Source organism: Enterobacter sp. PTB (assembly GCF_051130085.1).
In the GTDB taxonomy this organism is placed as follows: domain Bacteria; phylum Pseudomonadota; class Gammaproteobacteria; order Enterobacterales; family Enterobacteriaceae; genus Enterobacter; species Enterobacter ludwigii.
The window spans coordinates 16,422-43,157 of sequence record NZ_JBDKEE010000031.1; the positions used below are offsets into that span (position 1 = coordinate 16,422).

21 protein-coding genes are annotated in these 26,736 nt (G+C 55.5%); 8 read left to right on the forward strand and 13 right to left on the reverse strand.

The window, feature by feature from the left end:
- Nucleotides 1-61 precede the first annotated feature (61 nt).
- Nucleotides 62-1,606, forward strand: coding sequence for a maltose ABC transporter permease MalF (gene malF / locus AAIR21_RS24115; protein ID WP_020882850.1), 1,545 nt, complete (start codon nt 62-64; stop codon nt 1,604-1,606).
- Between the two features lie 14 nt (nt 1,607-1,620).
- Entirely contained in the window at nt 1,621-2,511 is an 891-nt protein-coding gene (malG, locus tag AAIR21_RS24120; protein WP_014168193.1) for a maltose ABC transporter permease MalG, read from the forward strand.
- Nucleotides 2,512-2,607: 96 nt separating this feature from the next.
- On the opposite strand, the gene psiE is transcribed toward malG, so the two are convergent.
- Nucleotides 2,608-3,018 carry a phosphate-starvation-inducible protein PsiE gene (gene psiE, locus AAIR21_RS24125; protein ID WP_020882851.1) on the reverse strand — a complete coding sequence of 137 codons (411 nt, stop codon included), beginning with the start codon at nt 3,016-3,018 and terminating at the stop codon, nt 2,608-2,610.
- Nucleotides 3,019-3,147: 129 nt separating this feature from the next.
- Between psiE and AAIR21_RS24130 the strand changes: the two genes are divergently transcribed.
- A complete protein-coding gene (locus tag AAIR21_RS24130) occupies nt 3,148-3,663 on the forward strand; it encodes a GNAT family N-acetyltransferase (RefSeq protein WP_032669599.1) in 516 nt (171 codons plus the stop codon).
- 8 nt (nt 3,664-3,671) lie between these two features.
- The gene (locus AAIR21_RS24135) at nt 3,672-4,127 is read left to right on the forward strand and encodes an acyltransferase (RefSeq protein WP_079231505.1); all 456 of its coding nucleotides are present in this window, start codon (nt 3,672-3,674) and stop codon (nt 4,125-4,127) included.
- 38 nt (nt 4,128-4,165) lie between these two features.
- Here the strand turns inward: AAIR21_RS24135 and AAIR21_RS24140 are convergent, their stop codons facing one another.
- The 5 genes from AAIR21_RS24140 to pgi all read right to left on the reverse strand — a co-directional run bounded on the left by AAIR21_RS24140 (nt 4,166) and on the right by pgi (nt 10,012).
- A complete protein-coding gene (locus AAIR21_RS24140) occupies nt 4,166-6,262 on the reverse strand; it encodes a YjbH domain-containing protein (RefSeq protein WP_014168189.1) in 2,097 nt (698 codons plus the stop codon).
- Entirely contained in the window at nt 6,262-6,999 is a 738-nt protein-coding gene (locus tag AAIR21_RS24145) for a capsule biosynthesis GfcC D2 domain-containing protein (RefSeq protein WP_047954910.1), read from the reverse strand. The genes AAIR21_RS24140 and AAIR21_RS24145 overlap by 1 nt, the downstream gene beginning before the upstream one ends.
- Nucleotides 6,996-7,634, reverse strand: coding sequence for a YjbF family lipoprotein (locus AAIR21_RS24150; protein ID WP_025206403.1), 639 nt, complete (start codon nt 7,632-7,634; stop codon nt 6,996-6,998). Before AAIR21_RS24150 ends, AAIR21_RS24145 begins: the two co-directional genes overlap by 4 nt.
- A 118-nt stretch (nt 7,635-7,752) precedes the next feature.
- Nucleotides 7,753-7,995 carry an exopolysaccharide production protein YjbE gene (yjbE, locus tag AAIR21_RS24155; protein ID WP_014168186.1) on the reverse strand — a complete coding sequence of 81 codons (243 nt, stop codon included), beginning with the start codon at nt 7,993-7,995 and terminating at the stop codon, nt 7,753-7,755.
- Nucleotides 7,996-8,362: 367 nt separating this feature from the next.
- Nucleotides 8,363-10,012, reverse strand: a complete 1,650-nt coding sequence (gene pgi, locus AAIR21_RS24160) for a glucose-6-phosphate isomerase (RefSeq protein ID WP_025206404.1) — start codon at nt 10,010-10,012, stop codon at nt 8,363-8,365.
- A 375-nt stretch (nt 10,013-10,387) separates the two neighbouring features.
- On the opposite strand from pgi, the gene lysC reads away from it, so the two are divergent.
- The 3 genes from lysC (at nt 10,388) to AAIR21_RS24175 (ending at nt 13,097) form a co-directional block, all read left to right on the forward strand.
- The gene (gene lysC / locus AAIR21_RS24165; protein ID WP_014168184.1) at nt 10,388-11,737 is read left to right on the forward strand and encodes a lysine-sensitive aspartokinase 3; all 1,350 of its coding nucleotides are present in this window, start codon (nt 10,388-10,390) and stop codon (nt 11,735-11,737) included.
- 92 nt (nt 11,738-11,829) lie between these two features.
- The gene (gene panS / locus AAIR21_RS24170; protein WP_014168183.1) at nt 11,830-12,774 is read left to right on the forward strand and encodes a ketopantoate/pantoate/pantothenate transporter PanS; all 945 of its coding nucleotides are present in this window, start codon (nt 11,830-11,832) and stop codon (nt 12,772-12,774) included.
- 50 nt (nt 12,775-12,824) lie between these two features.
- On the forward strand, nt 12,825-13,097 hold the full coding sequence (locus AAIR21_RS24175) for a DUF3811 domain-containing protein (protein ID WP_014168182.1): 273 nt from the start codon (nt 12,825-12,827) through the stop codon (nt 13,095-13,097).
- Here the strand turns inward: AAIR21_RS24175 and rluF are convergent, their stop codons facing one another.
- The 3 genes from rluF to metH all read right to left on the reverse strand — a co-directional run bounded on the left by rluF (nt 13,098) and on the right by metH (nt 19,531).
- Complete coding sequence (rluF, locus tag AAIR21_RS24180; RefSeq protein WP_025206405.1) at nt 13,098-13,967, reverse strand: 23S rRNA pseudouridine(2604) synthase RluF; 870 nt, start codon at nt 13,965-13,967, stop codon at nt 13,098-13,100.
- A gap of 134 nt (nt 13,968-14,101) precedes the next feature.
- Nucleotides 14,102-15,733, reverse strand: a complete 1,632-nt coding sequence (locus AAIR21_RS24185) for a Na/Pi cotransporter family protein (protein WP_020882860.1) — start codon at nt 15,731-15,733, stop codon at nt 14,102-14,104.
- 114 nt (nt 15,734-15,847) lie between these two features.
- Nucleotides 15,848-19,531 (reverse strand): methionine synthase, encoded by a 3,684-nt coding sequence (metH, locus tag AAIR21_RS24190; protein WP_126488532.1) that lies wholly within the window; start codon nt 19,529-19,531, stop codon nt 15,848-15,850.
- Nucleotides 19,532-19,725: 194 nt separating this feature from the next.
- On the opposite strand from metH, the gene iclR reads away from it, so the two are divergent.
- Nucleotides 19,726-20,553 carry a glyoxylate bypass operon transcriptional repressor IclR gene (gene iclR / locus AAIR21_RS24195; protein WP_020882862.1) on the forward strand — a complete coding sequence of 276 codons (828 nt, stop codon included), beginning with the start codon at nt 19,726-19,728 and terminating at the stop codon, nt 20,551-20,553.
- Between the two features lie 43 nt (nt 20,554-20,596).
- Here the strand turns inward: iclR and aceK are convergent, their stop codons facing one another.
- The 4 genes from aceK to metA all read right to left on the reverse strand — a co-directional run bounded on the left by aceK (nt 20,597) and on the right by metA (nt 26,550).
- Entirely contained in the window at nt 20,597-22,324 is a 1,728-nt protein-coding gene (aceK, locus tag AAIR21_RS24200; RefSeq protein WP_020882863.1) for a bifunctional isocitrate dehydrogenase kinase/phosphatase, read from the reverse strand.
- An 88-nt stretch (nt 22,325-22,412) separates the two neighbouring features.
- The gene (aceA, locus tag AAIR21_RS24205) at nt 22,413-23,717 is read right to left on the reverse strand and encodes an isocitrate lyase (RefSeq protein WP_020882864.1); all 1,305 of its coding nucleotides are present in this window, start codon (nt 23,715-23,717) and stop codon (nt 22,413-22,415) included.
- 31 nt (nt 23,718-23,748) lie between these two features.
- A complete protein-coding gene (gene aceB / locus AAIR21_RS24210; protein WP_032681929.1) occupies nt 23,749-25,350 on the reverse strand; it encodes a malate synthase A in 1,602 nt (533 codons plus the stop codon).
- A 270-nt stretch (nt 25,351-25,620) separates the two neighbouring features.
- Nucleotides 25,621-26,550: a homoserine O-acetyltransferase MetA gene (gene metA / locus AAIR21_RS24215; protein WP_014168174.1), complete on the reverse strand. Its 930-nt coding sequence runs from the start codon at nt 26,548-26,550 to the stop codon at nt 25,621-25,623.
- Nucleotides 26,551-26,736 lie beyond the last annotated feature (186 nt).

A 26,736-nucleotide genomic window follows, 5' to 3' on the forward strand; every position in this document is an offset into this window, starting at 1 on the left:
TTATCCCCTCTCTCCCCTGCGGAGAGAGGGAGAACAAAATGTGTTGTAGAGGAAGAACCCCATGGATGTCATTAAAAAGAAACACTGGTGGCAAAGCTCTGCCCTGAAGTGGTCTGTAATGGGTCTGCTGTGTCTGCTGGTGGGTTACCTTGTTGTTTTAATGTACGTACAAGGGGAATATCTGTTCGCCATCATGACGCTGATTTTAAGCTCTGCTGGCCTGTATATTTTCGCCAACCGTAAAGCCTATGCCTGGCGATATGTTTACCCGGGCGTGGCCGGGATGGGCCTGTTTGTCCTGTTCCCGCTGATTTGTACCATTGCTATCGCGTTCACCAACTACAGCAGCACCAACCAGCTTGCGCAGGAACGCGCCCAACAGGTGCTGATGGACCGCTCTTATCAGGCGGGCAAAACCTTTAACTTCGGCCTGTATCCTGCGGGCAGCGAGTGGAAGTTAGCACTCACTGACGAAGAAACCGGCAAAAATTATGTCTCCGACGCTTTCAAATTTGGCGGCGAGCAGAAGCTGGCCTTAAAAGAGGCTGCGGCCCTGCCGGAAGGCGAACGCGCTAACCTGCGCATCATTACGCAGAACCGTCAGGCACTGACGCAGCTTACCGCCCAACTGCCGGACGAAAGCAAAGTGACCATGAGTTCACTGCGCCAGTTCTCCGGAACACAACCGCTTTATACGCTGGCGGACGACGGCACGCTGACCAACAACCAGAGCGGCGTAAAGTACCGTCCAAACAACGACATTGGTTTCTACCAGTCCATTACGGCTGATGGCAAATGGGGTGATGACAAGCTCAGCCCGGGCTACACCGTGACGATAGGCTGGGACAACTTCACCCGCGTCTTCACCGATGAAGGGATCCAGAAACCGTTCTTCGCCATCTTTGTCTGGACCGTAGTGTTCTCCATACTGACGGTGATCCTGACCGTTGCCGTGGGCATGGTGCTGGCGTGTCTGGTGCAGTGGGAATCTCTGAAAGGGAAAGCCATTTACCGCGTGCTGCTTATTCTGCCGTATGCCGTCCCGTCGTTTATCTCGATTCTGATTTTCAAAGGGCTGTTTAACCAGAGCTTCGGTGAAATCAACATGATGCTGAGCGCGCTGTTCGGCATCAAACCGGCCTGGTTCAGCGACCCAATCACCGCCCGCTCGATGATTATCATCGTGAACACCTGGCTCGGTTATCCGTACATGATGATCCTGTGCATGGGCCTGCTGAAGGCGATTCCGGACGATTTGTACGAAGCCTCGGCAATGGATGGCGCGGGTCCGTTCCAGAATTTCTTTAAGATTACGCTGCCGCTGCTCATTAAGCCGTTGACGCCGCTGATGATTGCCAGCTTTGCCTTCAACTTTAACAACTTCGTGCTGATTCAGCTGTTGACCAACGGTGGGCCTGACCGTCTTGGCACCACCACGCCGGCAGGCTATACCGACCTGCTCGTCAGCTACACCTACCGTATCGCCTTCGAAGGCGGCGGCGGTCAGGACTTCGGTCTGGCGGCAGCGATTGCCACCCTGATCTTCCTGCTGGTTGGCGCTCTGGCGATTGTGAACCTGAAAGCAACACGCATGAAATTCGACTAAGGAGGGCACAGAATATGTCTATGGTCCAACCCAAATCTCAGAAACTGCGCCTCTTCGCGACGCATTTAGGGCTGCTGATTTTTATCGCGGCAATCATGTTCCCGCTGCTGATGGTCATCGCCATCTCCCTGCGTGCCGGTAACTTCGCGACCGGGAGCCTGATCCCGGATGAAATCTCCTGGGAGCACTGGAAGTTAGCGCTGGGCTTCAGCGTTGAACACGCGGATGGCCGCGTCACGCCACCGCCGTTCCCGGTGCTGTTATGGCTGTGGAACTCGGTGAAAATTGCCGGGATTACCGCGATTGGTATTGTCGCACTCTCCACGACCTGTGCTTACGCCTTTGCCCGTATGCGTTTCCCGGGTAAAGCCACGCTGCTGAAAGGGATGCTGATTTTCCAGATGTTCCCGGCGGTACTGTCACTGGTGGCGTTGTATGCCTTGTTTGACCGACTGGGCCAGTATGTGCCGTTTATCGGCCTGAACACCCACGGTGGCGTCATCTTCGCCTATCTTGGCGGTATCGCGCTGCATGTGTGGACCATCAAAGGGTATTTCGAAACCATTGACGGCTCGCTGGAAGAAGCGGCGGCGCTGGATGGCGCGACCCCGTGGCAGGCATTCCGTCTGGTGCTTCTGCCGCTGTCGGTGCCGATCCTGGCGGTGGTCTTTATCCTGTCGTTTATCGCAGCCATCACCGAAGTGCCGGTCGCTTCCCTGTTACTGCGTGATGTCAACAGCTATACGCTGGCCGTCGGTATGCAGCAATACCTCAATCCGCAGAACTATTTGTGGGGCGACTTTGCTGCGGCGGCTGTACTCTCCGCCATCCCTATCACCGTCGTGTTCCTGCTGGCGCAGCGCTGGCTGGTGAATGGCCTGACGGCGGGCGGTGTGAAAGGTTAAGTTTCATTTGTTATGCCACTGCAACCCTCAACTTTAGACGTATTGTATTGACCCAACTTGTGACTGTTGTTAGGCGGCCTCCGGGCCGCCATTTTTTTATTCCCGTTTCAGCCGTTTCGAATTGCACAGCCAGAGCGTGATCACCAGCAGCAGGATCGCCGCCGAATAGATCAGTACGTCGAGCGGGGAGGTATGATCCACGATGATCAGCCGCACAATCGCGGTGATCCCGATGTAAACAAAATAGCGTAGCGGGAAGTGAAAGCCTGACTGGAAATACTTCACAATCAGCGCGATAAATTCAAAGTAGAGAAAGTAGACCACCAGGCCTTCCACCAGCTCATATTTGCTGGTTTGTTCAGGGGCGAACAGCACATCCGCCAGATGCACCGTCTCTTTTCCCAAAAAGACGACCAGTATCAGGCCAAGGCTCAGCAGACCGAGGTTCAGCACGGTCTGGAGGATTGTTGAGATAAACTCAACGCGCGGGCGAGTCAGGGATGTCATAGAGCACCTCATTCTCCAGGGCGAGGTTCCTGTATAACGCAAAAATGTGACGGTGATCTATATTTTTTGTTTATATTATGTTCAGCGCTGTGGCATGTTGCACTGTGACACACTTATTTCGACGAAGGGATGATGAAAGTAACCATTCAACGCGCCACCGTGGATGATGCAAAACAGCTGAGTGAAATGGGGTATGCCAGCTACCGGCATCACTTTGGGCATCTATGGGAAAGCCAGACGGAGCTTGCCGCCTTTCTTGAGCAGGAATACGCGCCGCAGGCGATAGCAGACAGCCTGATGCAGCCGGGCACTTACTGGCTCATTGCCAGCGCACAGACACCAGTCGGTTTCGCAAAATTCTCAACCCAGCAGACCATCGAGCCCGAGGGGCTGACGGGTACGCTCCTGCATAAACTCTATTTATTGCCGGATGCCACGGGACACCGCTACGGCGAGCAACTCCTTGCGGAAGTGATTCGCCAGGCAAAAGCCTGTTCGGAAAATCTGCTGTGGCTGGAAGTCCTCGAAAAGAACCCTCGCGCACGCCGGTTTTACGAAGCGCAGGGGCTGAAACATGTCAAAGACACCCTCTTCGTCACTGCGGCGCAAACCAGCACCCTCCATATTATGTCGATGCCAGTCTAAGGAGATGTATGCCAGAGCAACGCCAGGTGGCTATTCGTCATGTTGTCTGCGGCGAAAACGTCGTCATTTACGAACCCGCGAATCTTTATGAATGTTCGCTGGGCGATAACGTCTTTATCGGCCCGTTTGTTGAAATCCAGGCTAACTCGCACATCGGTGCTGACAGCAAAATTCAGTCCCATACCTTCATCTGCGAGTACGTCACCGTCGGCGAGCGCTGTTTCATTGGCCATGGGGTGATGTTCGCCAACGATATGTTCCGCGACGGTAAACCCAATGCCGACCGGCGCAGCTGGGGACACATTCGTGTGGGCAACGACGTTTCAATCGGCAGCGGGGCCACCATTCTGGCTGTCTCAATTTGCGATGGGGCGGTGATTGGGGCGGGAAGCGTGGTGACAAAGTCCATCACCGAGAAAGGGGTTTACGCCGGGAACCCGGCGAGACTGTTGCGGCGTTTGTAAGGTGCCCGGCAGGCGTAACGCTACCGGTCACTCACGCATCATCTGAAGTTGATGTTCTTATCGCTGGTCATGTCGTACAGCTGGAATTTACGCCCCAGCTGCTGACCACCGTCACGCGTCAGCGGCGTCCAGCCAATTGCCGCACGGCTGCGGGTTGGGCCTGACGAGAACAGATCCAGCGGAATGGAGACGTACACGCCTTTGGTGAAGTCCCCTTCCCCGTACTCGTCCGGCGAGACGTTAGTGATCGTGGCATAGCCACCGACCACCACACCGCTGTCGAAGTGTTTAGAGATATCCAGCGTGCCGCCTTTATCCCCCGCCAGATACTGACCAACGCTGGCTTTCACCAGTACGTCGGGGGCAAACGACGGCGTCCAGTAGGCCGTCAGATGGCCGGTTTTAACGCTGTAGTCGGTGAACTTCATCATGTCCTGCGCGCTGCGCCAGTCACGCTGTTTCACGTAGTTGGCATCAAGACCAAACGCCCAGTTGCTGTCTACCGGACGGTAGAGCACTTCAGCCCCCGCGCCGCCAAACATCGTTTCCAGATAACCGCCGTAAACCTGGCCGTAGAAACCGTTACCAAAGTACTGGAAGTAGTTGGCCTGCAGGTTGTTTACGTAAGCGTCGTTCTGCACATATTCACGTACGCGAGTACGCACGCGCGGCAGCTTCGAGTCGTTCGGCGGGTTGGTATAGTTGAACTTGTCGTAGTTGTTGGCAAGGTTACCGAACAGGCTGCCGGTGGTCAGCAGGTGGTCGGTGACCCACAGATCCGCCGTCGCCATGACGCCCAACTGATACATGTAGAAGTTTTCTGGCCCACCAACAGACTGGTTCAGTACCGGATCGATATGGAAATCAAAGCGCGACTTATCGATATACCAGCCCTGCTCGGTGGTGTCTGGCACCACTGGCTCAACGCGTTTTTGCACCAGCTCGGTTTCATGCCCAAGCGGTTCGCCTTCCAGATGGCGCTTAAGGCTGGCGACATCCGTTTCCGTCGTGACCTGCGGCATGTTCAGACGGTTTTCGGTCACGCGGATCGTGCTGATCCCGTCCGGCAGATCGTTCATGATAATCCGGTTGGCGCGCTCGATCCCTTCCCGCGAGTCGCGGTATTTCACCTGCTCGCCGGTCACGTACAGCGTATCGCCTTTCACCTGAATCTTCGGATCCGCCAGGCCGGCGTTGTATTTCAGCAGGGTCAGTTGGTTCGCCACGACGGAGTGCTGCAGAATGGCATCCTGCGGCTCCGGCTGGTAGGCAGGCCGCGCGTTGTCGTTGTAGTGTGGCCGCATATCGTTAAAGTTGGTACGCAGCGTCACGCCAAACATCACGGTATTGCCACGCTCATAGCTGAGGTTAACGTCAGCCCAGTCAGCCACACGGTAAATGGCACCGACGTTAAATTTGCTCTTCTGCTCAATCTTGCCGGCGAAATCCTGTGAATAGTCATTCCCTTCGTATTCCAGCTTCAGGCGCAGCGGCTGCCAGGGCGTCTGGTACTCTACGCCACCAAACAGCGAGGCCGGGCCGTGGAACATCTGGTCGCCGTTGATGGAGCCCGCTTTCTGATAGCTGTTATCGCGATAGCAATATTTGTCGCTGTAGGAGCAGAACGGGTTTTTCACGTTGCCGCTGGTACCCAGATACCCCCAGCCGAGACCGAGTGAGAAATCAAACGGTCCCCAGGCTTTGCTGGCCACCACGTATTCCGCATCAAACAGACCGGTACCGCCGATATCCCGCGCGCCAACGGAGACCTGCGGCATCCAGTAACTCTCTTCCCACAGACGCAGCTTCACGTCGAACGCTTTATCTTTGTAGGTCTGATCGCCGGAGAAGGACTCGACGCTGCTGTACCGTTTGGTGCGCACGTCAGTGTAGCGCAGCGTGGTTTCGAGCCACGGAAACAGCTGTACAGCGGCGGAGTAGTAGCGGTACTGATCGTTATCACGGTAGTTGAGGCTGATTTCCCCTTCCCGCGCCATGCGCGCGGTAGGCGTTTGCAGTAAACCGACGCCGCCGAAATCTGACTGAGACGGGCCAATGGGTGCCGGATACGTTTCTGCATGGCAGGCGGCACTCACGCATAACGCCAGCATGCTATAGAGATAGGTTCTTTTCATTATTCCGGTATCCGCTGTTTCAGGGAGTGAAGGATATCGGCGTTCAGCCCGTCATATGCCTTCGTCCAGAAATGGTCGGCAAAACCGACAAAAATGACGCTGCCTGGCATCGGTTCGATATGGCGTTTATTCCAGTAGGCTACCGGTGCTTTTTGCGTTTGGCCGTCCGGGTACACCACCCATGCGTAGCTCTTATCCGCACCGCTCAACAGATGTTGTTCATCGAGATAGCTCGCCACATCGCGACCCGGCATAAACGGCTTGTCACCCGGACTGCTGACAAGCCCGAACACGGTAATGGTAGAAGGCTGAACAGGTAGCCAGAGCGTATACTCGCCTTCCAGTGACGGGTTAGCCGTTTCCGCGACGCGAACGTGGTCCGGATCGAGATTGACCGGCAACCGTCCGGTGACCTTCAGCGCCTTAAGCTGCTGGCGAAGGCTGTTAATGGCCGCCGCGTCGTCACCCTCTTCCTGCTCCGCCAGCCCTGTTAGCCTGGCGAGCAGCGCGTTATGTTGTTGCTCCGCCACCACCGTCGCCTGTCGTTCACTGATGACCGCACCCGGCCACCAGCTGTTCGCCAGCCTTGGCTGGCCGACGAGATCGATCAAGTGTCCGGCGTTGGTCAATGTTTTAGGCTTCGTATTGTCCTGCGTATAGACTTTCACCGTCCCGGCAGACCATGCGAGCGGCGTAGCAAAGCTTGCGATCAGCGCAACGCGAATAAGTGTTTTCATGATTTCGCGGCCTTGATCAGCGTGGTTTTGACCGGGAAGAATCCGGCACCCAGATACTGTAACGACTGGCGTATCTGGCCGTCATCGTCCACCCAGAAGCGGTTATGCCAGGTTGCCTGATCGGTAGTGACCTCTTCATCCAGCACGCGAACCCGGGTTTCGTCGCTGCCCACATTGACGCTGTCCGTGCCATCCCAGCGGAAGGTGGAGCGGGCGGTGGCATAGCGAACCTGCTTGTGTTCGGTCCAGCCCATCGTGCGGGTCCAGCTTGCCCCGTCGGTTATCTGGTTCGGCTTGTTCAGCGGATCGGCGGCGAGATTGTTGACTTCAAGCAGGTTGTCGCCCCCGAGCAGGGTTTTCACGATACGGCTATGCTGCGTTACGATGGTGGCCTGATCCTGCGTCACCCATTTCTGCTGCCCGTTTTCATCGAAAGCGAGCACCACAAACAGCTGCGGGCCATCGTTGAGCTGCATGTACTGACTGGCATAGGGCATGTTCTGAAGTTCGTCATCGGTCAGATGCACGCCCGGCGTACCGAACATGCTTTCCCACAGTGAATGGCCCAGCCCTTTGGTGGTGGCCGAGCACGCCTGCAAAAGCAGACAAATCAGGATGATCCCAGGTCGCTTCACGACTCTTCTCCGCATTATTGCCGGGTGATGCTGCGCTTACCCGGTCTACAGGTCCCGAAGGCTACTGAAAAGCCAGAATAACCACACCGAAGTGTGGTTATGATTAAAACACCCGTTATTACTGGGTGCTGGTGGTCGTGGTGGTCGTGGTTCCGGTATTGGAGCCATCACCGCCACCGGTTGCCGCCAGGGCGACACCCACGGCTGAACTTACGGTGCTGGCGCTGGACGCGGTAGAAATCCCCGCAGACGCAGACGTCGCAGCCGAACCTGCCGCTTCTCCGACCTGAACCGGAGCCGCATTAACAGATGTCGCCGCAAGCGCAGATATGGCGAAAATGCCATACAGTACTTTCTTCATAAGAATTTCCCTTCATTTAATGAATGGAGATTTGCCCAAAAAGAATTTCAGGCGGATTCGAGTATACACAACTAAAGGTGAGGGTTTGCCGTAGGGATAAATAGAAGAAGGGTTTTCGGACAATTGGATAAAATGGAAACAAAAGGACGATTAGATAATAATATAACTTATATAAATCAATGAAATAGAATTAGATCCCGTGACGGTAATTATCCGTATTTTCCTAAAATAAACCGCAGCAATTAACAGGTTAAAGACTATTTTCAGATTAAACTCACTACAGGAATTTGAGTTTAATAACAGACATCAGGGATTATCCGATAAAAAAATGCCGGCATTTCGCCGGCACTTTTTCATGACACTTTAATTACGCGCGCCATGCTTTATAACGGTTGATCAGACCATTTGTGGAGCTGTCGTGGCTGTTAATCGCGTTATCGTCACCCAGTTCAGGCAGGATACGGTTTGCCAGCTGTTTACCCAGCTCAACGCCCCACTGGTCAAAGGTGAAGATGTTCAGGATAGCGCCCTGAGTGAAGATCTTATGCTCGTACAGGGCAATCAGCGCACCCAGGCTGAACGGCGTAATTTCGCGCAGCAGGATGGAGTTGGTTGGACGGTTGCCTTCGAACACTTTGAACGGCACAACGTGGTCCAGCGTGGCCGGATCTTTACCCTGGTCGCGGTATTCCTGCTCAACCACGTCACGAGACTTACCGAACGCCAGCGCTTCAGTCTGTGCGAAGAAGTTAGACAGCAGCTTCGGATGGTGGTCTGAGAGCGGGTTATGGGTAATGGCCGGGGCGATGAAATCACACGGGACCATTTTGGTGCCCTGGTGGATCAGCTGATAGAACGCATGCTGGCCGTTAGTGCCTGGCTCGCCCCAGATGATTGGGCCAGTCTGGTAATCCACAGCGTTACCGTTACGGTCAACGTATTTACCGTTGGATTCCATGTTGCCCTGCTGGAAGTAGGCCGCAAAACGGTGCATGTACTGGTCGTATGGCAGAATCGCTTCGGTTTCAGCCCCGAAGAAGTTGTTGTACCAGATACCAATCAGCGCCAGCAGCACAGGCAGATTTTTCTCAGGTGCGGTGGTGGAGAAGTGTTTATCCATCGCATGCGCGCCGGAGAGCAGCTCAACGAAATTGTCGAAGCCGACGGAGAGGATGATCGACAGGCCGATAGCGGACCACAGAGAGTAACGACCCCCCACCCAGTCCCAGAACTCGAACATGTTCGCAGTGTCGATACCGAACTCGCTAACGGCTTTCCCGTTGGTCGACAGCGCGGCGAAGTGTTTCGCCACGTGCTTGTTGTCGCCTGCGGTTTTCAGGAACCAGTCGCGCGCGCTGTGGGCGTTGGTCATGGTTTCCTGAGTGGTGAAGGTTTTAGACGCGACCAGGAACAGGGTCGTTTCCGGATTCACGTTCTTCAGCACCTCGGCGATGTGGGTACCATCGACGTTAGAAACAAAGTGCATGTTGAGGTGGTTTTTGTATGGGCGCAGCGCTTCGGTGACCATGAATGGGCCAAGGTCAGACCCGCCGATACCGATGTTAACCACATCTGTAATCGGTTTGCCGGTGTAGCCTTTCCAGCTTCCGGAGATGATCGCTTCAGAGAAAGCTTTCATCTTTTCCAGCACTGCGTTCACTTCCGGCATCACATCTTTGCCGTCAACGACAATCGGAGTATTGCTACGGTTACGCAGCGCCACGTGCAGCACGGCACGGTCTTCGGTGCGGTTGATCTTCTCACCGGAGAACATGGATTTGATGGCGTCGGCCAGCTCAGTCTCTTTCGCCAGATCCTGCAGCTTCGCCAGCGTTTCTTCGGTAATGCGGTTTTTGGAGAAATCCACCAGCATCAGGTCATCGAAGGTCGCGGAGAACTTATTGAAACGATCGGCATCTTTCGCGAACAGGTCCGCGATGGTGACGTCTTTCATTTCATCATAATGTTTCTGTAGTGCCTGCCAGGCAGCGGTCTGCGTTGGGTTGATGTTTTTCATTAGCAATACTCTTCTGATTTGAGAATTGTGACTGCGGTCGATTGTAGCGCCTGCAAATAAAAATTGTGATGGTTTTTATGCCATTGCCCTGGCCTGCATCAAACACAGGTGAAAAGACCCGAAAAGTATAGCTGCTGAAACGCCCTTCAGGGGCGGCGAAATGTCGGTCAAAAGGCGGTAAAAAGGAGCATAAAATATGGCCCTGTTATAAGTCCTGTTACTGAGGGGTACCCCCCCATAAAAAATCCGCATAATCCCAGCATTGACAGGACCTCCCCCACATTTTATTTATAGGGCCGTATTTTGCGCCTGCACCTGTTCTCGTTTCATTCTTGTGCCAAGGTCGCTTTATTCATTCCCTGACACGAGGTTGTTATGACGAGTTTTGTGGTCGCCAAATTTGGCGGCACCAGTGTGGCCGATTACGATGCCATGAACCGCAGCGCCGATGTGGTGCTGGCCGATCCGAATACCCGCCTGGTGGTGCTTTCCGCCTCTGCTGGCGTGACGAACCTGCTGGTTTCTCTGTCTGAAGGACTGGAAGCAACCGAACGTTTCGTTAAGCTGGACGCACTGCGCAAAATTCAGTTCAACATCCTTGAACGTCTGCAGAATCCGAACGTGATCCGTGAGGAAGTGGAACGCCTGCTGGAAAATATCACTACCCTGGCTGAAGCCGCCTCTCTGGCGACCTCCACCGCGCTGACCGATGAACTGGTCAGCCACGGCGAGCTGATGTCCACGCTGCTGTTCGTGGAGATCCTCCGCGAGCGTAACGTCCATGCCCAATGGTTTGACGTGCGTAAAGTCATGCGCACCAGCGATCGCTTTGGCCGTGCCGAGCCGGATGTTGAAATGCTGGCCGAGCTGACCCAGCAGCAGCTGGCTCCGCGCCTGGCAGAAGGGATGGTGATCACTCAGGGCTTTATCGGTAGCGAAGCCAAAGGCCGTACAACAACGCTTGGCCGCGGCGGCAGTGACTATACGGCAGCCCTGCTCGGCGAAGCGCTGCATGCCACCCGTGTGGATATCTGGACTGACGTGCCGGGTATTTACACCACCGACCCGCGCGTGGTCTCTGCGGCGAAACGCATTGATGTGATCGCGTTTGAAGAGGCGGCAGAAATGGCCACCTTCGGCGCGAAAGTATTGCACCCGGCGACGCTGTTGCCGGCCGTGCGCAGCGATATCCCGGTCTTCGTTGGCTCCAGTAAGGATCCCAAAGCAGGCGGTACGCTGGTGTGCAAGAAAACCGAAAACCCGCCATTGTTCCGAGCGCTGGCCCTGCGCCGCCGCCAGACGCTGGTGACGCTGCACAGCCACAATATGCTGCATTCTCGCGGTTTCCTGGCGGAAGTGTTTGGCATCCTCGCGCGCCATAATATCTCCGTGGATTTGATCACCACATCCGAAGTGAGCATCGCGCTGACGCTGGACACCACTGGCTCCACGTCAACCGGCGACACCCTGCTGACGCAGTCGTTGCTGATCGAACTCTCTGAGTTGTGCCGCGTGGAAGTGGAAGAAGATCTGGCGCTGGTTGCCATCATCGGCAACAAGCTGTCGCGTGCCTGCGGCGTGGGCAAAGAGGTCTTCGGCGTACTCGACCCGTTCAGCATTCGTATGATTTGCTACGGCGCCTCCAGCTACAACCTCTGCTTCCTGGTGCCAGCCGATCAGGCCGAGCAGGTCGTGCAAAAACTTCATCAGAATTTGTTTGAATAAAATTCGTTAGCACGATAAACAATACCTATAAGCCGGGCACAGACCCGGCTTTTTTATAACTAAACAACACGACAATACTGCAAGGACTATCTATGTTATCCGCCATCACCCGGCTGTTCCCGTTGTGGGCACTGCTGCTTTCCGTACTCGCGTATTACACTCCCACCCACTTTACGGGCATTGGCCCGTGGGTCACGACGCTGCTGATGCTGATTATGCTCGGCATGGGCGTACACCTGAAAATTGACGACTTCAAACGCGTCCTGTCGCGCCCGGCCCCCGTAGCGGCAGGGATTTTCCTGCACTATCTGGTCATGCCGCTTGCGGCCTGGCTGCTGGCCATGGCCTTTAAAATGCCGCCAGATTTATCCGCCGGTATGGTGCTGGTTGGCAGCGTGGCCAGCGGCACGGCATCCAATGTGATGATTTACCTGGCAAAAGGTGATGTGGCGCTCTCGGTGACCATCTCTTCCGTTTCAACGCTGGTGGGCGTGATTGCCACGCCGCTGTTAACGCGTCTGTATGTGGATGCGCAGATTCAGGTAGACGTCATGGGGATGCTGCTCAGTATTCTGCAGATTGTGGTGATCCCGATTGCGCTGGGCCTGGTGATTCACCATCTGTTCCCGCGCGTGGTCAAAGCCGTTGAACCGTACCTGCCTGCCTTCTCGATGGTCTGCATTCTGGCTATCATCAGCGCTGTGGTTGCCGGCTCTGCATCGCACATTGCCTCAGTGGGCTTTGTGGTGATCATCGCGGTGGTGTTGCATAACACCCTTGGTCTTTTGGGCGGTTACTGGGGCGGGAAGCTGTTTGGTTTCGACGAATCTACCTGTCGTACGCTGGCAATCGAAGTGGGGATGCAAAACTCGGGGCTGGCCGCAGCACTGGGCAAGATCTACTTCTCGCCGCTGGCGGCCCTGCCGGGTGCGCTGTTCTCCGTCTGGCATAATCTGTCCGGCTCGCTGCTGGCAGGCTACTGGTCAGGCAAACCCATTAATGAGCCCGCGAAAAAAGATGCAGTGAAACAGGGTTAATTTCCTTCGCTTGCTTTACACTGGAGCCTCCCCTTCAGGAGGCTTCAGCAATGGCTACACCACGTTTGACCCAGAAAGACATGACGGAAGCTGAGCAGCGCGAACTGAAAACGCTCCTCGACCGCGCTCGTATCGCCCATGGCCGCACGCTGACTAACGCCGAAACCAATCAGGTTAAAAAAGAGTACATCGATAAATTGATGGCTCAGCGTGAAACTGAGGCGAAACAAGCCCGCAAGCTGAAAAAAGAGCAGGCTTATAAACCCGATAAAGAAGCGACCTTTTCCTGGTCAGCCAATACCTCACCCCGTGGAAGGCGCTAATTAGCGCCCTTTCTTTTTACGGCCCGGCTGGACGAAGCGTTTGCCCGCAGGCTTGCCGCGGCTTTTCTCTTCTGATGGCGGCGCTTTCACCACCGGGCGCTTAATGGCTTGGGTTTTCGGTTTGGCTTTCGTTTTTGGCTTCGCTTCAGACGATGAATTCTCGATGAGCCTGAACAGCTCGATCAGTTCGTCATCCGTTAAATCACGCCACTCGCCCAGTGGAATACCGGACAGACTCACGTTCATAATGCGCGTACGTTCGAGCTTCACCACGTCATAACCGAAGTGCTCGCACATCCGGCGGATCTGACGGTTTAAGCCCTGCACAAGGGTAATGCGGAAAGCAAATGGCGCCTCTTTCTTCACCTTGCACTTCTTCGTGACGGTCCCCAGAATCGGCACACCTGCGCCCATACCGCGGATAAAGTCGTCCGTGACCGGCTTATTGACCGTGACGATGTACTCTTTCTCGTGGTCGTTACCGGCACGCAGAATTTTGTTCACCAAATCGCCGTGGTTGGTCAGGAAAATCAGCCCCTGTGAGTCTTTATCAAGGCGGCCAATCGGGAAGATACGGCTGCTGTGATTAACGAAATCAACAATGTTGTCCCGCTCGCCGTCTTCCGTGGTACTGACGATGCCAACCGGCTTATTCAACGCGATAAATACCAGGTCTTCCGCATCACGCGGTTCAATGAGCTGACCATTCACTTTGACCACGTCACCGGGGACGACCTGATCACCGATGGTGGCGCGTTTGCCGTTGAGGAACACGTTACCCTGTTCAATGTAACGGTCCGCCTCGCGACGTGAGCAGATCCCGCTCTCGCTAATGTATTTGTTTAATCGTGTTGATTGAGTTGGCAGCATAGTTTCTCCTGTAAAGGCGAAATATACCTTAGGTTTGGGCTGGTAAAAAGATTAGCCGACGGTTACCGGGCATCATGCCCGGCGTAAACCTGCTGGTTTTGAGGTTAACCACCTTATCAAGGCGCTTTCAGAGATTAATATTCATCTCGATCGTCGTCTTCATCCGGCTGCTCCATGACGCTATAAGCGACCGCGCAGAATAACGAGTTGAGACGCTTCATGTCCCCCAGCAACCCCAGGTGCAGGGAGCTGGTTTCAATGCTCTGGACGTTCTGCTGGTGCAGTCGTTCAACGTGGGCGTGCGAGTAGCGCCGGTTGAGGATACGGAATCGATGTTTGTTACGACGCAAGCGGCGTGCGCTCGGTACGTCGCTGGAGAAGAAGACCAGCATCGCCAGCTTCAGGTTGCTCAGCAACTGCTCGTGCAGCGCCTCCAGCTCCTTCAGGCCTTCAACCGAGAAGGCGCGGCGCGCGGCAAGGGATTTGTCAGCAATTTCACTTCCCATACGCTCCACGATATCCGAGGCCTGTTCGAGGTTAAGCGACATTTCGATGATTTCCGCCCATCGGCGGGACTCTTCCTCTGCCAGTTCATCCTGCGGAATACGCGCCAGGTAGAGCTTGATGGCGGTATAGAGCACGTTGATATCGTCCGCCAGCCTGCGCAGCTCTTTCTCTTCTCGCGGCTCTCCGTGCATGACCTTTTGCAGCCCTTCAAGCATCGTTTCCATGGCATCGCCCATGCGCAGCGTCTCGCGCGCGGCATTAGCCAGCGCCAGTGCCGGGGTATCCAGCGCGGAGGTGTCCAGATGCTTAGGTTTCAGACGCGCATCCAGCTCCGGTTCATCCCGGATAAGCCGTTCGCAGAAGCGGGCCATGGGTTCAGCAAAAGGCACCATCGCCAGGCAACGCACCAGGTTGTAAAACACGTGGAAATAGATAACCAGCTCAGCCTTCGGTAACGGGAGATTGTCCATCAGGTTAGCCAGCGGATAGACAAACGGCAGAATAATCAGGCTGCCCACCAGCTTAAACAGCAGGCTTCCAAGCGCCACGCGCCGGGCTGCAGCGTTTGCGGCGCTGTTATTGAGCATCGCCAGCAGGCCAGAGCCAAGGTTGGCCCCGATCACCAGACACAGCGCGACCGGGAAAGAGATCGCCCCCGCGGCGGTTAACGTCGCCGTCAGCAGCACGGCGGCCAGGCTGGAGTAACTGACGATGGCAAATACCGCGCCGATCAACGCATCCAGCATGATGTCCCCGGTCAGCGAGGCAAAGATGACCTGAACGCCGTTGGCCTCGGTGATGGGGGTCACCGCCTGCACAATCAGCTCCAGCGCCAGCAGGATCAACCCAAGGCCAATCCCCACGCGGCCAAGCTGTCCGGCACGCGTCTGCTTACGGCCAAGGAAGAAGATGACACCGATAAAAATCAGCAGCGGCGACAGCCAGGAGAGATCGAAGGTCAGGATACGCGCCATCAGCGCGGTCCCCACGTCAGCGCCCAGCACAATGACCAGCGCGGGTGCCAGCGCCACCAGATCCTGCGCCACAAACGAGGTCACGAGCAGGGTCGTCGCATTACTGCTCTGCACCAGTGCCGTCACGCCGATGCCCGCGCAGAAGGCGAGCGGCTTCTTCTCAACGCTGCTGCTGAGAACGGTGCGTAAGCGCGCGCCAAAGACGCGCATAACGCCGGTACGGACAATATGCGTGCCCCATACCAGCAGTGCTACTGCGGAAAGCAAGTGTAACAGGGTCAGCACGGAAGGTTCTCCTCCTTATCGTTCTACGTTTTTATGATTCAGTATAAGGGTTTAAACGTAAGAAAGAGACAGGGCGCCCAATGAGCGCCCTGTTTGTTGTAAGGAAAAGTGACGTTAGTCAGCGTCGTAGCCTAAATTGGGAGCCAGCCAGCGTTCAACCTCTGAGACACTCATGCCTTTGCGCAGGGCGTAATCTTCAATCTGATCGCGCTGCAGCTGCGCGACGGCGAAGTATTTGCTGTCGGGATGGCTGAAATACCAGCCGGACACCGATGCCCCAGGCCACATGGCGAAAGACTCGGTGAGCTTCATGCCGGTATGGGCTTCTACATCCAGCAATGTCCAGATAGTGCCCTTTTCGGTGTGTTCCGGGCAGGCTGGATAGCCCGGAGCCGGACGAATCCCCTGGTAGTTTTCGCGGATCAGCTCCTCGTTGCTGAGGTTCTCATTGGCCGCGTAGCCCCAGTGTACCTTGCGCACGCGCTCGTGGAGATACTCAGCGAAGGCTTCAGCCAGACGATCGGCAATCGCTTTCACCATGATTTTATTGTAATCATCGTGCTGCGCGTCGAACGCCTCCGCCAGCGCATCTTCCTCAAGACCCCCGGTCACGGCAAACGCCCCGATATAATCCGCTTTCCCGGAAAGCTTCGGTGCAACGAAATCGGCCAGGCAGTAGTTAGCAAAGCCCACTTTCTCGGTTTGCTGGCGCAGATGGCGACTTACTGCCAGCACGTGCGTGCGGGTCTCGTCGCGATAAATTTCGATGTCGTCGCCCACACGGTTCGCCGGGAACAGGCCCACCACGCCGCGCGGGTTGAGGCTTTTTTGCGCACTCAACTGGTCAAGCATTTCGTTGGCGTCGTTGAACAGGCGTTTGGCTTCTTCCCCGACCACCTCATCTTCAAGGATGCGGGGATATTTACCCGCCAGTGACCAGGTCATGAAGAACGGTGTCCAGTCGATGTAGTTACGCAGCGTCTCGATGCTGGCAGTGACGTCCTGAACGCCCAGACGATGCGCCACAGGGGGCGTATAGCTGGCCCAGTCAAACGCCAGATCGTTATCGCGTGCGGCCTGGAGTGTCACCGGCGGCGTCCGCGGTTTCTTACGGCCATGCTGAATACGCACGGTCTCGTACTCTTTGCGGGTGCGCGCGACAAAATCATCACGCTGGGTGGCAGACAACAATGCCGACACGACGCCCACGGTACGCGAGGCGTTTTGCACATAAACCGTCGGACCACTGTAGTTCTGCTCGATTTTCACCGCCGTGTGCGCTTTGGACGTTGTCGCCCCGCCAATCAGCAGTGGAATGGTAAAGCCCTGACGCTCCATCTCTTTCGCCACGTTGACCATCTCGTCCAGCGACGGGGTAATCAGCCCGGAAAGTCCAATCAGGTCAGCATTCACTTCGCGCGCAGTTTTGAGGATTTTATCCGCCGGCACCATCACGCCAAGATCGATAATCTCGTAGTTATTACACTGCAGTACGACGCCCACAATGTTCTTACCGATGTCATGCACGTCGCCCTTCACGGTGGCGATCACCATTTTACCGTTGCTGGAGCCTTTCTCTTTGCTGGCTTCGATAAAGGGTTCGAGATAGGCCACCGCCTGCTTCATGACGCGTGCGGATTTCACCACCTGCGGCAGGAACATTTTGCCTTCGCCAAACAGATCGCCGACCACGTTCATGCCGTCCATCAGCGGCCCTTCGATCACTTCAATCGGGCGCGTCGATTGCTGTCGTGCTTCTTCGGTGTCCTGTTCAATAAACTCGGTAATTCCCTTAACGAGTGAGTATTCCAGACGTTTTTTCACGTCCCAGGCACGCCACTCCGCCTGCTGAATGTTTACCGATGCATCGGATTTACTGCCGCGGTATTTCTCGGCCAGATCCAGCATGCGCTCGGTGGCGTCATCACGCCGGTTGAGGATCACGTCTTCTACGGCGTCGCGCAGTTCCGCTGGCAGGTCGTCGTAAATGGCCAGCTGTCCGGCGTTAACGATCCCCATGTCCATACCGTTACGGATAGCGTAATAGAGGAACACGGCGTGGATAGCTTCACGCACCGGATCGTTACCGCGGAAGGAGAATGACACGTTCGATACGCCGCCGGAGATCAGCGCATGCGGCAGCTCGCGTTTGATGTCTTCACACGCGCCAATAAAGTCCTGCGCGTAGTTATTGTGCTCTTCAATACCGGTGGCAACCGCGAAGATGTTGGGGTCGAAGATGATGTCTTCCGGCGGGAAGCCCACCTCTTCGGTCAGAATTTTGTATGCGCGGCGGCAAATCTCGATTTTGCGCGCACGGGTATCGGCCTGGCCCATTTCATCGAAGGCCATCACCACCACGGCGGCACCATAACGGCGCACCATCTTCGCGTGGTGGATAAAGGTATCAATGCCTTCTTTCATCGAGATGGAGTTAACAATGCCTTTACCCTGAATACACTTCAGCCCTTTCTCGATGACTTCCCACTTAGAGGAGTCAATCATGATCGGCACCCGGGCAATGTCCGGCTCACCGGCTATCAGGTTGAGGAAGCGCACCATCGCCGCTTCGGCGTCGAGCATCCCCTCATCCATATTGATGTCGATGATCTGGGCGCCGCTCTCAACCTGCTGGCGGGCCACGTCCAGCGCTTCACTGTACTTCTCTTCTTTAATCAGCCGTTTGAATTTCGCCGAACCGGTCACGTTAGTCCGCTCCCCGACGTTCACAAACAGGCTGTCGTCACCGATGGTCAACGGCTCAAGGCCGGCCAAACGGCAGGCAACCGGCAGCGTAGGCAGTTGACGCGGCGGCAGACCCGCCACCGCATTGCTCATCGCGGCAATATGCTCTGGCGTGGTACCGCAGCAACCACCGACGATATTCAGAAAACCGGATTCGGCCCACTCGCGGATTTGCGCCGCCATGGTGTCTGCATCCAGATCGTATTCACCAAAGGCGTTCGGCAGGCCGGCGTTCGGGTGTGCGGTGACATAGCATTCAGCGATGCGCGAAAGTTCCTGCACATACTGGCGCAGCTCATCGGGACCCAGCGCGCAGTTCAGGCCGAAGGAGAGCGCTTCAGCGTGACGCAGGGAGTTGTAAAAAGCTTCTGTGGTCTGGCCGGAGAGGGTACGACCAGAGGCGTCGGTGATGGTACCGGAAATCATGATCGGCAGGTCGACGCCCAGCGCCTCGAACTCCTCTTTCACCGCGTAAATCGCGGCTTTGGCATTGAGGGTGTCGAATACCGTTTCAATCAGGATCAGATCGGAACCGCCTTCCACCAGCGCTTTGGTCGATTCACGATACGCCGCCACCAGCTGATCAAAGCTGATGTTACGAAAGGCCGGGTCGTTCACATCGGGTGAAATCGACGCGGTGCGGTTGGTTGGGCCAAGCACCCCGGCCACGTAGCGCGGTTTGTCCGGCGTACGGGCTGTCCATTCATCAGCGCAGGCGCGGGCCAGCTTTGCCGCGGCAAGGTTTATCTCCGCCGACAGGGATTCCATCTGGTAATCCGCCATGGCGATGGTTGTCGAGTTAAAGGTGTTGGTTTCGACGATATCCGCACCCGCCTCGAAATACGCGTTGTGGATCGCCGAAATGACCTGCGGTTTGCTGAGCACCAGAAGGTCGTTGTTACCTTTGAGGTCGCATGGCCAGTCGGCGAAACGCTCGCCGCGGAAATCGTCTTCACTCAGACGATAGCTCTGGATCATGGTACCCATGCCGCCGTCCAGCACCAGAATTCGTTTATTTAACTGCGCACGCAGTTGCTCTACTTTGCTGCTCACACTTGCTCCCGACAACGCTCAACCAGGCCAAAAGGCCAGCAGTCCATACTGGCACAATCTCGCAGGGTGTAAAAGTCACACAGCGGTAACATGAGACATGTTCACTATCACTCATCCGATCAGTCAGGATAACGGTTGCAAAATCACCAAATAAAACGAAAATGATTTCCACGATACAGAAAAAGGAGTTCGTCATGGTCACGACCGTTCCCGCTAAACGCGGCAGAAAACCTGCTGCCACCACCGCCGCCTCTCAGGGCGGACAGGTTCAATCGCTCACGCGCGGTTTGAAGCTGCTGGAATGGATAGCCGAGTCACACAGCAGCGTGGCCCTGACAGAGCTGGCACAGCAGGCTGGCCTGCCGAACTCAACGACCCATCGACTGTTGACCACGATGCAGCAGCTGGGCTTTGTGCGCCAGGTGGGCGAGCTGGGACACTGGGCGGTGGGCGCACATGCGTTTATCGTCGGCAGCAGCTTCCTGCAGAGCCGCAACCTGCTGGCGATTGTGCACCCTATTCTGCGTAAGCTGATGGAAGATTCCGGCGAGACGGTAAACCTGGCCGTGCTCGACCAGAGCGACCATCAGGCCATTATCATCGACCAGGTACAGTGCACGCAGCTAATGCGTATGTCGGCACCGATTGGCGGCAAGCTGCCGATGCATGCCTCCGGGGCGGGGAAAGCGTTTCTGTCGCAGCTCAGCGAAGAGCAGGTCACCGGACTGCTGCACCGGAAAGGGCTGCACGCCTACACCCACGCCACGCTGGTCTCACCGGTACATCTGAAAGAAGATCTGGCCCTGACCCGCAAGCGCGGCTATTCGTTTGATGACGAAGAGCATGCGTTAGGACTGCGCTGTATTGCAGCCTGCATCTTTGACGAGCACCGCGAGCCGTTTGCCGCCATTTCGATCTCCGGACCGATTTCCCGTATGACCGATGACCGCGTCACGGAGTTAGGTGCGCTGGTGATTAAGGCGGCGAAAGAGGTCACGCTGGCATATGGCGGGATTCGATAACATCGGGTGCACCTGAATCCCTCTCCCGTCGGGAGAGGGGGCATTACACCGCATACCGGATACAAAACCGTTGTTTGCGGCGATAGGCATACACATCTTCCACATGCCCATTCTTGATGCGCGTCTGCAGGCCCCGCCAGTAGCTGGCGCGGAACAGGTCATCATGCATCTCTTCAAACAGTGGCCTGATGCGCGGGTCAGCGCACAGCCAGTGGCGAAACTCCTCAGGAAAGACATCTCCCGGTGAGATGCTGTACCACGGCTCGCCGGACAGTTCATCTTCCGGATAGCGGGGCTGCGGTATATCGCGAAAATTCACCTCAGTCATATAGCAAATTTCATCGTAATCGTAGAACACCACCCGCCCGTGACGGGTGACCCCGAAGTTTTTAAACAGCATGTCGCCCGGGAAGATATTCGCGGCGGCAAGCTGACGGATAGCGTTGCCGTATTCTTCTATGGCATCCCGTAATGCCTGACCTTCGGACTGCTCCAGCCAGATATTAAGTGGGATCATGCGGCGTTCGATATAGAGATGGCTGATGGCAATTTTGTCGCCCAGGTCGGTGATTTTCGCCGGCGCTTCCTGCAGTAATAATGCCATTAATGCCGGATCGATCTGCTGCTTATCCAGCACAAAGTTCTCGAACTCCTGGGTGTCCGCCATTCGCCCGACGCGATCGTGCTCTTTAACCAGCTGGTAGCAGGCGCGGACGTGAGCAGCGGTCATCTCCTTCTGCGGCGCGAACGTATCTTTGATGACCTTAAACACCCGATCAAAACCCGGCAGGGTAAAGACCAGCATCACCATGCCGCGAATACCGGGGGCTTCGATAAATTGCTCATCTGCCGTGGTGACATAGCGCAGATATTCCCGATAGCTTTCCGTCTTGGCGTGTTTCTGACAGCCAATGGCCATGTACAGCTCGGCGGTGGTTTTCCCCGGGAGGATCTCGCGCAACCACTCCACCAGAGCAGCAGGCAGCGGGGCATACACCATAAAGTAGGAGCGGGCGAAACCAAAGACAATGCTGGCCTCGGCGCTGGTCGTCAGGCAGGTATCAACAAACAGTTCACCGTCATCGGTACGATGGATGGGTAACAGAAACGGCACAATGGCCGACGGTGTCATCAGTTTACCGACCAGCCAGGCGGCCTTATTACGGTAAAAAAGCTCATTGGCAACCTGCAAATGGCTTTGCCCGAGCACCTCTTCGCCGAAGGTCTCCTTGAGATGCGCAGAGATATAGCCGATATCACGGGTTTTATTCTCCCAGGGCAAACGCAGCGGCAAATCCGTTAATACGCGATGCAGGAGCTTTTCCCAGCCGCGATCGGGAAAGAAATCCTTCGCCAGCGGACGCGGAATAGTGCGAAAGCGGCGCTCCGGCTGGGAGCTGAAGATAAATAACCGCTCAGGAGATAATGAGCGGTGGTCAAATAACCGGCAATAGACGGAGTTGAAAAAGCTCTCCGCAATCTCGAAGCGCGGGTAATCAGGTAACAGATGGGTGTAATGCTCCTTCACGCGCAGTAAAAACTCCGCGTCAGGGATTTTGCCGTCGGTAATGCAGCGCAACTGCTCCACCACCAGACCCACATGGTGATCGTAAAGGTGGATTCGCTGCTTCATGGCCTGCTGAACCGCATGCCAGTCGGCGTGCTCAAAACGCTGCTGCGCGCCGGATGTGACTTCCAGGAAACGTCCGTACTGGGCATCGAAGCCCTGCAGAATAGTTTGGGCAATCAGTAATTCCAGACCACGCGACATTGTTCATGCTCCCTCACCCCGGCCCCCTCCCGACGGGAGAGGGAGTATGTTCACAGGCCCGGTAGCGTGCCACCGGGCGTTACACGGCTCAGAACTGGGCTTCTTCCGTCGATCCCGTTAAGGCGGTGACGGAGGAGGTGCCCCCCTGGATGATAGTGGTCACGTTATCGAAGTAACCGGTCCCGACCTCCTGCTGATGCGAAACGAAGGTATAGCCCTCTTTACCGGCAGCAAATTCCGGCTGCTGCACCTTCTCAACGTAATGCTTCATGCCTTCACCCTGCGCGTAGGCATGCGCCAGGTCGAACATGTTGAACCACATGCTGTGAATGCCAGCCAGCGTGATGAACTGATATTTGTAGCCCATGTCGGACAGCTGCTGCTGGAAGCTGGCGATGGTTTTATCGTCCAGTTTCTTCTGCCAGTTGAAGGACGGCGAGCAGTTATAGGCCAGCAGTTTGCCTGGATATTTGGCGTGGATAGCATCGGCAAAGCGTTTTGCCAGCGCCAGGTCCGGCGTGGAGGTTTCGCACCAGACCAGGTCCGCATACGGTGCATATGCCAGCCCACGGCTGATCGCCTGTTCAATGCCAGCATGGGTACGATAGAACCCTTCGCTGGTGCGTTCACCGGTAATGAACTCGCTGTCGTAAGGATCGCAGTCGGAAGTGATCAGGTCAGCCGCATCCGCATCGGTACGGGCAATCACCAGCGTGGGTACGCCGAGCACGTCAGCCGCCAGACGCGCCGCAACCAGCTTCTGAATCGCTTCCTGGGTTGGGACAAGGACTTTCCCGCCCATGTGTCCGCATTTCTTCACTGACGCCAGCTGGTCTTCGAAGTGAACGGCCGCTGCACCGGCCTCAATCATCGATTTCATCAGCTCAAAGGCGTTCAGCACGCCGCCGAATCCCGCTTCCGCATCCGCGACGATTGGCAGGAAATAGTCAATAAAACGCGGATCGTTTGGCTCAATGCCTGCCGCCCACTGGATCTGATCCGCACGGCGGAAGGTGTTGTTGATCCGATCCACCACGGTTGGTACCGAGTTTGCCGGATAGAGCGACTGATCCGGATACATGCTGGAGGCCAGGTTGGCGTCCGCCGCAACCTGCCAGCCGGAAAGATAGATGGCTTCGATGCCGGCTTTCGCCTGCTGCAGGGCCTGGCCGCCAGTCAGCGCGCCGAGGCTATTGATGTAACCTTTTTTGGCACCGCCGTGCAGCAGATCCCACATTTTCGCCGCGCCGCGCTGCGCCAGGGTACATTCCGGGTTGACCGAGCCACGCAATTTCACCACCTCTTCCGCGCTATACGGGCGGCGGATGCCTTCCCAGCGAGGTTGGGTCCACTCTTTCTTCAATTCTTCGATTTGTTGGGTACGGGTTTTCATGTGCAGATGCTCCATATTGTTGTGGGGTGAATTACGCCAGGAAGCGGTAGCCCGGCAGGGTCAGGAAGTCGATTAAGTCATCGGATGTGGTGATTTGCTCCATCAGGCGTGCGGCGTCATCAAAACGTCCGCTGCTGAAGCGGTGTTCACCCAGTTCGTCCTGGATCACCCGCATCTCTTCGGCCAGCATCTGACGGAACAGGGATTTGGTCACCGGCTTGCCGTTACTGAGTGTTTTTTGATGGTGGATCCACTGCCAAATTGAAGTGCGAGAGATTTCGGCGGTAGCGGCATCTTCCATCAGGCCGTAGATCGGCACGCAGCCGTTACCGGAGATCCACGCTTCAATGTACTGGACGGCTACGCGGATATTGGCGCGCATGCCCTCTTCCGTACGCTCGCCCGCACACGGTGCCAGCAGGTGTTCTTCAGCCGTTGGGGCATCCTCATCACGCGTCACAAACAGCTGGTTTTTGTTCTCACCGAGTACGCGGTTGAAGACGTCCATTGCCGTATCCGCCAGACCCGGATGCGCGATCCACGTTCCGTCATGGCCATTTCGTGCTTCAAGCTCTTTATCGGCTTTCACCTTGTTGAGCACCTGATTGTTACGTTCAGCATCTTTGCTTGGGATAAATGCCGCCATTCCACCCATCGCAAAGGCCCCACGCTTGTGGCAGGTCTTAATCAACAGGCGTGAGTAGGCACTCAGGAACGGTTTATCCATGGTGACCACCTGGCGATCCGGCAGCACACGATCGGGATGATTTTTCAGGGTTTTGATGTAGCTGAAGATGTAATCCCAGCGTCCACAGTTCAGCCCAACAATATGGTCGCGCAGCGCATGCAGAATTTCGTTCATCTGGAACACGGCAGGCAGCGTTTCAATCAGCAGGGTGGCTTTAATGGTGCCGCGCGGCAGGTTGAAACGATCTTCCGTGAAGCTAAACACTTCACTCCACCAGGCCGCTTCCTGCCAGGCCTGTGTTTTCGGCAGATAGAAATAGGGGCCGCTGCCTTTTGCCAGCAGATTCTTGTGGTTGTGGAAGAAATAGAGGGCGAAGTCAAACAGACTGCCCGGAATGGCTTCGCCACGCCAGGTGACATGCTTTTCAGGCAGATGCAGTCCACGTACGCGACAGATCAGAACCGCCGGATTGGGTTTCAGTTGATAGATTTTGCCGGCTTCGTTGGTATAGCTGATGGTGCCATTCACGGCATCGCGCAGATTGATTTGCCCGTCGATGACCTTATGCCAGTCCGGCGCCAGTGAGTCCTCAAAATCCGCCATAAAGACTTTTACGTTCGCGTTCATGGCGTTGATCACCATTTTGCGCTCCACCGGGCCGGTGATTTCGACGCGCCGATCCTGTAAATCATCCGGAATGCCGCGGATTTTCCACTCACCACGGCGAATGGAAGCTGTTTCCGAAATAAACCCAGGCAACTTGCCATCATCAATTTCCTGCTGCTGATGAATGCGTGCCGCCAGCAGCTTATTGCGCGTTGGCGTAAAGCGGGTCACCAGTTCGGTCAGGAATTCGACAGCGTCTGCTGTCAAAATTTGCTGTTCTTGTTCGCCATGCGGCTGGGTAAAGGCCAGTTCATCGACCGTCGTTGCCTGTTGAGTCATTACTCTGCTCCTCATCAAAGATCCAAAATCACGCCCCCGATGCGAACGAAAGATCGTTGTGTAGTTTTCGCTCAGCAGAATTAAGACTATCTATATTTTTTCCAAAATCAAAAACAATTTCCATTTTAATTATTAAATACCTTTAACACATTGATTAATATGAAATTAAAGTTTTATTGTTTGTTGAGTGGTATTTCGGAAATGAAAAAGGCACCCGAAGGTGCCTGATGTGAATAGCTGAAACGCTTTAGGATCGTTTAGTACAGAAGATTACTCCAGCGTTGGATTCATGTGGCGCAGATCGTATGGTGTGATCTGGTAGACGTAATAGTTGAGCCAGTTCGTAAACAGCAAATTCCCGTGGCTACGCCAGGTGGCTCTCGGTTTGTTCTGTGGATCGTTTTTGGGGAAATAGTTGTACGGAACGTCCGGATTCAGACCGGCTTCAACGTCACGGAAATACTCCGACGCGAGGGTGTTCGGATCGTACTCAGGATGCCCGGTAACAAAGGCAATGCGCTTGTCTTTACTGGCAAACAGGTAAGCATCCCCGTCTTCGGTTTCGGCCAGGATATCGAGATCGGTGTAATCACGAATCAGCTGTGCCGGGAAATCGGCGTAGCGCGAGTGTGGGGCCAGGAAGGAGTCATCGAACCCGCGCGTCAACAGGGCGTGAGGTTGGACAAGGTGGTGCTCGTAAACACCTGAAAGCTTCTCAGTGCGGGTTTGTTTGGGGATCCCATAGAGGATATTCAGGGCGGCTTGCACCGCCCAACAAACAAACAGCGTGGACGTGACGTGATCTTTAGCCCACTCCAGTACCTGTTTGATCTGCGGCCAGTAGGCAACATCATTAAATTCGACCAGGCCCAGCGGTGCACCGGTCACAATCAGCCCGTCGAAGTTTTCGTCGCGAATGTCGTCGAAGTTACAGTAAAAATTATTCAGATGCTCAGAAGGCGTATTTCGCGACTCACGGGCATCGATTCGCAGCAGCTGGATATCAACCTGCAGCGGCGAGTTCGAAAGCAAACGCAGGAACTGGTTCTCTGTTTCGATCTTTTTCGGCATCAGATTGAGAATAAGCACCTTCAGCGGGCGAATTTCCTGACCTGTAGCGCGTGAAGTCGTCATCACAAAGACGTTTTCATCACGTAAGAAATTGACGGCTGGTAGCTCGTCCTGCACCCGAATCGGCATAACCTCATATCCTCACAGCATACGTATAAACGTTTAGACATCCAGACAGCTAACGATACCCAGAAACAGGCTGAATGTCGAGTCTGCAAGCGGAAGGTGAGAAAGTTTCAAGGAGGAAGTAAGAAGCCCAAAAAGCAAAAAACCCCGCACCATACGGTACGGGGTTCTTTTAATTGATGCCTGGCA

Bases quoted from the DNA above. Each gene is read 5' to 3' on its own strand.
- aceB (WP_032681929.1), bottom strand. From the start codon at position 25,350: ATGACTCAACAGGCAACGACGGTCGATGAACTGGCCTTTACCCAGCCG.
- AAIR21_RS24140 (WP_014168189.1), bottom strand. From the start codon at position 6,262: ATGAAAAGAACCTATCTCTATAGCATGCTGGCGTTATGCGTGAGTGCC.
- pgi (WP_025206404.1), bottom strand. From the start codon at position 10,012: ATGAAAAACATCAACCCAACGCAGACCGCTGCCTGGCAGGCACTACAG.
- psiE (WP_020882851.1), bottom strand. From the start codon at position 3,018: ATGACATCCCTGACTCGCCCGCGCGTTGAGTTTATCTCAACAATCCTC.
- aceA (WP_020882864.1), bottom strand. From the start codon at position 23,717: ATGAAAACCCGTACCCAACAAATCGAAGAATTGAAGAAAGAGTGGACC.
- iclR (WP_020882862.1), top strand. From the start codon at position 19,726: ATGGTCACGACCGTTCCCGCTAAACGCGGCAGAAAACCTGCTGCCACC.
- AAIR21_RS24175 (WP_014168182.1), top strand. From the start codon at position 12,825: ATGGCTACACCACGTTTGACCCAGAAAGACATGACGGAAGCTGAGCAG.
- yjbE (WP_014168186.1), bottom strand. From the start codon at position 7,995: ATGAAGAAAGTACTGTATGGCATTTTCGCCATATCTGCGCTTGCGGCG.
- lysC (WP_014168184.1), top strand. From the start codon at position 10,388: ATGACGAGTTTTGTGGTCGCCAAATTTGGCGGCACCAGTGTGGCCGAT.
- AAIR21_RS24145 (WP_047954910.1), bottom strand. From the start codon at position 6,999: ATGAAAACACTTATTCGCGTTGCGCTGATCGCAAGCTTTGCTACGCCG.
- metA (WP_014168174.1), bottom strand. From the start codon at position 26,550: ATGCCGATTCGGGTGCAGGACGAGCTACCAGCCGTCAATTTCTTACGT.
- AAIR21_RS24130 (WP_032669599.1), top strand. From the start codon at position 3,148: ATGATGAAAGTAACCATTCAACGCGCCACCGTGGATGATGCAAAACAG.
- aceK (WP_020882863.1), bottom strand. From the start codon at position 22,324: ATGTCGCGTGGTCTGGAATTACTGATTGCCCAAACTATTCTGCAGGGC.
- malG (WP_014168193.1), top strand. From the start codon at position 1,621: ATGTCTATGGTCCAACCCAAATCTCAGAAACTGCGCCTCTTCGCGACG.
- panS (WP_014168183.1), top strand. From the start codon at position 11,830: ATGTTATCCGCCATCACCCGGCTGTTCCCGTTGTGGGCACTGCTGCTT.
- rluF (WP_025206405.1), bottom strand. From the start codon at position 13,967: ATGCTGCCAACTCAATCAACACGATTAAACAAATACATTAGCGAGAGC.
- malF (WP_020882850.1), top strand. From the start codon at position 62: ATGGATGTCATTAAAAAGAAACACTGGTGGCAAAGCTCTGCCCTGAAG.
- AAIR21_RS24135 (WP_079231505.1), top strand. From the start codon at position 3,672: ATGCCAGAGCAACGCCAGGTGGCTATTCGTCATGTTGTCTGCGGCGAA.